Annotated in this window: 5 protein-coding genes; 4 read left to right on the top strand and 1 reads right to left on the bottom strand. The window is 68.7% G+C overall.

The window, feature by feature from the left end:
* Positions 1-106: 106 nt before the first annotated feature.
* The 3 genes from QSK03_RS32675 (at position 107) to QSK03_RS32685 (ending at position 3,551) form a co-directional block, all read left to right on the top strand.
* On the top strand, positions 107-1,015 hold the full coding sequence (locus QSK03_RS32675; protein ID WP_285659997.1) for a hypothetical protein: 909 nt from the start codon (positions 107-109) through the stop codon (positions 1,013-1,015).
* Between the two features lie 952 nt (positions 1,016-1,967).
* Positions 1,968-2,846 carry an alpha/beta fold hydrolase gene (locus QSK03_RS32680; protein WP_285659998.1) on the top strand — a complete coding sequence of 293 codons (879 nt, stop codon included), beginning with the start codon at positions 1,968-1,970 and terminating at the stop codon, positions 2,844-2,846.
* 189 nt (positions 2,847-3,035) lie between these two features.
* A complete protein-coding gene (locus tag QSK03_RS32685; RefSeq protein WP_285659999.1) occupies positions 3,036-3,551 on the top strand; it encodes a transposase in 516 nt (171 codons plus the stop codon).
* A gap of 13 nt (positions 3,552-3,564) precedes the next feature.
* Here QSK03_RS32685 and QSK03_RS32690 read toward each other — a convergent pair whose 3' ends face one another.
* Positions 3,565-3,873 (bottom strand): site-specific integrase, encoded by a 309-nt coding sequence (locus QSK03_RS32690; protein ID WP_285660000.1) that lies wholly within the window; start codon positions 3,871-3,873, stop codon positions 3,565-3,567.
* A 318-nt stretch (positions 3,874-4,191) separates the two neighbouring features.
* On the opposite strand from QSK03_RS32690, the gene QSK03_RS32695 reads away from it, so the two are divergent.
* Positions 4,192-5,541, top strand: coding sequence for an IS256 family transposase (locus QSK03_RS32695; protein ID WP_502872249.1), 1,350 nt, complete (start codon positions 4,192-4,194; stop codon positions 5,539-5,541).
* The last annotated feature ends 131 nt before the right edge of the window (positions 5,542-5,672 follow it).

Consider the following 5,672-nt stretch of genomic DNA (forward strand, 5'->3'; position numbering starts at 1 on the left):
GAGCGAGCGATCGCCGGATACGTCCGCTGGCACAACCGCCACGCCACCCCGAAACGCCGCTTCGCCGCCAACTCCAAGATCCGCAGGCCCGATTACCTACCCAACGTTGCCTGACGCAGCACTAGACGACAACACCGTTGATGGCACGCCCGATCTCAAGATCGTTTATCCGGACCGGGCCTTCGCGCACGTCGAGGTCACCACCGCCGTCGACGAGGACGAGACGGCGGCGGTCAAGAGCGACGGGTTCGCCGGCTGGGCAGCCCCGACCTTGGCGATTAGCTGGATGCTCGGCACCTTCGGGCCTGCGCCCAACTTCAAGAAGCTCCGCAAAAACGCTGCCGTCGAGAAGCAGCTTCTCCTCCTCGAGGGCGCGGGGTTCGAGTCCTTCACCTCGAATGAGCGGATGACTTACCAGGTTCGCGCCGCGTTCACCCAAGCTGAACCGGAGCTGGGCATCTGGCGCGCGATGAACACGTTGGCCTGCCTCGGCGTCGAGCACGGCCGGGTCGGTCCCGCGCCGCAGCATGCTTCCGGCCCGCACCTGAGCTTCTCCCTCGCCCGCGGGGGAGTTCGAGGCCCCTCTGCCGAACCCGTAGCGCCGTGGACCACCGACTTCGTGTCCGACAGCAAGCGCAACGACAACATCCGAAAGCTCGACCGCGGCGGCGCCGAAACTCACCTCGCCGTGCAGGTCCACCTCAGCGGGCCAGGCATAGCAGTCTGGGATGGCGTCGGTGACTCCGACCGCATCGGGTTCGTCCCCTCCGAGGACCCGGAGCTGCCGACCACCATCACCGACCTCTGGCTGGCCGTGTCCTTCCGCGAGGGTGACGTCCTCCACTGGGGGAGGGGGCGAGGCTGGAAAGCGCTACCTACGCCCCGATGGTCCGTGACCGAGCGTGTGGTCGTGCGTTCTCACGAGGCCCCGGCCGCCTATCACGTGGCGGCTGGCCGCCTACCGGCTGAGCCGATACCCGCAGTGGCGCCGCGGCCGCCGGTCCGCTCGCCATGAGGACCTTTCATCCTCGGCCGGGTGTCGGTGCCCGGCTCTAGCGTGTTCTGCATGGGTGACAACAACGGGTGGCCTCGTGACCGCTACACGGGTCGGGGCGGCGGGTTGAGCACCGCTTCGGGCGGCGGCCTTCACACCGGCCGTGGGGGCGGTGCATCGACAGCGCAAGGTGGCGGGCTGTCGAGAGCGCGAGGAGGTGGACTCTCCACGGCGCAGGGGGGCGGTCGACGGCGCGTGGCGGCGGATTGTCGACGGCCCGAGGAGGAGGGCTTTCAACCGCCGAGGGGGGCGGCCTGTCGACGGCACGGGGAGGCGGGCTGTCAAGCGCTCCAGGGGGAGGGCTCTACACGGGTTCGTGCCCGAACCCATATCGCAGTAACCAGCCTCCACGGGAGTACCTGCTCCGCGAGTTGCGTGCCCGCGGGATGGACTAGGCTGCTGACATGATTGAAGCGCATTAGCAAGGTGACGTCTGTCCGCCGGGCTGTCGGCAGCCCGGCGCGCAGTCCGTCTCCGCCAGCGCGGGCAGGACCGACGTCATCCGAAGTGGCTGTTGGCCGCAACTGCGCGACCGATGTCGGGATGCCATGAATCGCGGTGCGCTTCCGCACACCGAGGCCCTCGGCCGCGAGCTGCGCGAGGCTGGTCTCGTGGCCCCTGGCCGTGTTCCTCGAACGCGGGCGGGAGGACGTGGCGGCTCTCGTGGCGATGTCAACTGAAGGTGGCCCCGGGGTGACAGTCCTCGTTGGCTCCCGCGGCGGAGGTGCTGGTGGTACTGGGTGACGAGCCCGGCCGCTGTGCGGGAGTGGCTTGATCTTGACGGCTGTTGTCCGTCCAGCCACTAGAGTTCGCGGGAGGTGATCGTCGATGGTGGGTCGCTCGGCGCGCGAGAGCGTGCGTCGGCTCGCGGTTCAGGCCGCGGGCAAGCGTTGTGGGAAGGAGCGTGTGCTCGATGTCGACGGGCTCCCCGGTCGATGGGTTCACCCTGAGCTTCGACCGTCTGGGATCGGTTGGTCGCCCGCCGGTGGTCCTGCTTCATGGTTGGCCCGGGGACCGGACGGACATGGCATCCGTCGCCGAGAGGCTCGGGGACGAGTTCGACGTCGTCGTGCCGGACCTGCGCGGTTTCGGCGCCTCGGACAAGCACCTCCGCGACCCCGGCGACTACTACGGCCTGGTGGCCCAGGCCCGCAGTGTCGCGGGTCTGATCGAAGAGCTGGGGCTCTCCCCGGTCGTGCTGGGCGGTTACGACATCGGCAGCAGGGTCGGTCAGCAGCTCGCGAAGGACAGGCCCGACCTGCTCAGCGCCATGGTCATCACGCCGCCGGCTCCAGGCGTCGGGTCACGGATCCTCAGCGACGGTCCGTTTCGCGAGTTCTGGTATCAGTCGTTCCATCATCTCGACCTGGCCGAGAAGCTCCTCGACGGGAAACCGGACGCTGTGCGGGACTATCTGGAGTACTTCTGGACGCACTGGTCCGGCCCTGACTTCATCGTGGACGCCGCCCGGCTCGAGCACCTGACGTCGGTGTACGGCCCCGCCGGCGCGTTCGTTGCTTCGATCGGGTACTACCGAGCGGCCGGAAGCGTCGTGGCGCGCTACCTGGGCGAGACGGTCCCCGACGAGAAGATCATGGTCCCCACGACGTTCCTGTGGGCCGAGCACGACCCCCTGTTCCTGCGCGCCTGGTCCGACCGCGTCGCAGAGTTCTTCGCGCACATCACCGTGCAGGCCGTGGACGGGGTCGGTCACTTCGTCCCGGTCGAGGCGCCCGACATCTTCGCCGACGCCATCGTGCAAGCGAGCAAGGAGGCCCTGACGGGCCGGTAGCCGGAGCCGTCCGAGACCGCGAAACACGGCAGGGTCCGAAAGATCAGGAGTCCGCCCCTCGTCGGGCGCTGGCGTGGGCGAGTCGGTAGGACTGGATGCCGGTTTCGATGATCAGGCCGGCGAAGGTGAGGTTCCCCCGGTAGCCCGGAGACCGACGATCATGGCCGGATGGCCGTGAAGGGAGTCTCGATGGCAGCGCCGAAGAAGTACCCCTACGAGCTGCGGGCCTGCGCGGTGCGCCTGTACCGCACGAGCAACCCGCGGCCCACGTTCCGGGCCCTGGCCGAGCAGCTCGGGGTCCATCACGAGGCGCTGCGCAACTGGGTGCGCCAGGCCGAGGCCGACGACGGCGAACGCGACGACCGCCCGACCAGCGCCGAGAACGAGGAGCTGCGCCGGCTGCGCAAGGAAGTCAGCGAACTGCGCCGGGCCAACGACATCCTGAAGGCGGCGAGTGCTTTTTTCGCTCAGGAAATCGACCCGACAAGGCTGATGGAGAACTTCTTCTCCACCCTCGAGACCGAACTCGTCTACCGCCGAACGTGGAGGACCAGAGAAGAGGCCGAGAACGAGTTGTTCACCTACATCGACGGCTGGTACGACCGCGAACGCATCCAGGACCGCCTGGGATGGCAGTCCCCCGACGAGTACGAGCACACCTGGCACACCAGCCGGGCTCACCCCGAGCCCGTCCCGGCCAGGTAGGAAGCACTCCGGGCTACCGGGGGAACCTCACGTAGGACGGGTAGCGATAGGTGATCCGCCCGTCGCGGCCGACGGCAGGGAAGAGCAGCCAGTTGTCCTCTCCGGGAAGCACCAGGCGTTCCCGTAGGAGATCAGCGGCAAAGCGGGGGAGCGGCACGACGCGGAGGGCGGCCTCGCTCTTGCCATCGTGGCGGACGAGGCCCTTACCTTCCACCCACGTCACGCTGTCCACAATCGCAACCACCGGGACCCGCAGAGGACCGTCCGGGCCGCGCACCGGGACGCCGTCGAGGTTTACGTCGAGCCGGCGGACGGTGAGCACTTCACCGATTAGTTGACGCTGCAGGTAGGGGGCCTGGGCCCACCGTCGGTGGGGCGCGGGACATCTCCGATCTCACCGCTCCAGCTCGGCGGCGCGGGGCGCGTCACGTCCGTGTCATTGATCATCTAGGGGCGATCGTGGGATCCTCCTGGACGGGCTGGCGATGGCGTGACGACGTCTAGTTCGGTGGCGGCGCCACGAGGGCGCACCCTTGACTTGATGGACCGCGACGGTCGCGCCGGTGGCGGTTTGATGAGGGCGTGTCAGATGGCCTGTGTACAAGATCGTCTCTGACGAGGACGGAGTGCACAGATGACGATGGTCGGCGAGCGAGACGGTGACGAGGTCGATCCGGCGCGGGTCGCGGTCAACGACATGCTCGAAGCGGGGTTGCTGGACTCGGTGATGGAGCAGGCCGCGGCCGGGGAGCTGACGCTGACCGGTGAGGGCGGGTTCCTGCCCGAGCTGGTCCGTTCGGTGCTCGAACGCGGCCTGGCCACCGAGCTGACCGAGCACCTGGGCTACGAGAAGGGCGACCCGGCCGGGCGGGGCTCCCCGAACTCCCGCAACGGCACCACCCCGAAGACCCTCGCGACCGAGGTCGGCCCGGTGGGACTGGCGGTGCCCCGCGACCGCGGCGGCTCGTTCGAGCCACGGCTGGTCGCGAAGGGTCAGCGCCGCGCCGGCGGCCTCGACGACATGATCATCTCGCTGTACGCGGGCGGGATGACCGTGCGCGACATCAGCGCCCATCTCGAGCGCACGATCGGCACCGAGCTCTCCCACGACACAATCTCCAAGATCACCGATTCGGTGCTCGAGGAGGTCAAGGCCTGGCAGGCCCGCCCGCTCGAGGAGATCTACCCGATCATCTACCTCGACGCGCTGGTGGTGAAGGTCCGCGACGGCCACCAGGTCCGCAACCGCTCGGCCTACATCGCCGTCGGAGTGGATCTCGACGGGGTCAAGCACGTGCTCGGGATCTGGGTGCAGGCCGGCGAGGGCGCGAAGTTCTGGGCCGGGGTGTGCGCCGAGCTGCGCAACCGCGGGGTCCGCGACGTGCTGATCGTGTGCTGCGACGGGCTGCGCGGCTTCCCGGAGGCGGTCGAGGCGACCTGGCCGCAGACCACCGTGCAGACCTGCACGGTGCACCTGATCCGCGCCGCGATGCGGTTCGTGTCCTACACCGACCGCAAGCGCGTCGCCGCCGCACTGCGCCCGATCTACACCGCGCCCACCGTCGAGGCCGCCGAGACCGAGCTCGCCGCGTTCGCCGACTCCGATCTCGGGCGGCGCTACCCGGCCACGATCGCGACCTGGCAGGCCGCGTGGGAACGGTTCATCCCGTTCCTGGAGTTCCCGCCCGAGCTGCGCCGCATCATCTACACCACGAACGCGATCGAGTCGCTGAACTTCCAACTCCGCAAGATCATCAAGAACCGGGGCCACTTCCCCACCGACGACGCGGTGATCAAGCTGCTTTGGCTGGCCATCCGCGACATCGAGGACAAGCGGGCCCGCGCCCGAGCCAAGGAAGCCGGCCTACCCGCCGACCAACGCCGCGCCCCCGGCAAGCTCGTCGAGGGCAGCACCGTGCTCGGCTGGAAACAGGCCCTCGGCGCCCTCGCGCTGGCCTACCCCGACCGCATCGGCCCCTACCTGAACTGACGCATAGATCTGTGAGTGTCGCTGCGGTGCTCCGGCTGGGAGGACCAGCAGGCTCGGTGCCGGTGATCTCGACGTGACTCGCGCTAGATCTGGCCGCTTCGGCGTGCCTTGAAGTTGACGTGTCCGCCGAG

This window comes from Actinomycetospora sp. NBRC 106375 (genome assembly GCF_030269665.1).
Classification (GTDB): Bacteria; Actinomycetota; Actinomycetes; order Mycobacteriales; family Pseudonocardiaceae; genus Actinomycetospora.

Bases quoted from the DNA above. Each gene is read 5' to 3' on its own strand.
- QSK03_RS32695 (WP_502872249.1), top strand. From the start codon at position 4,192: ATGGTCGGCGAGCGAGACGGTGACGAGGTCGATCCGGCGCGGGTCGCG.
- QSK03_RS32680 (WP_285659998.1), top strand. From the start codon at position 1,968: ATGTCGACGGGCTCCCCGGTCGATGGGTTCACCCTGAGCTTCGACCGT.
- QSK03_RS32685 (WP_285659999.1), top strand. From the start codon at position 3,036: ATGGCAGCGCCGAAGAAGTACCCCTACGAGCTGCGGGCCTGCGCGGTG.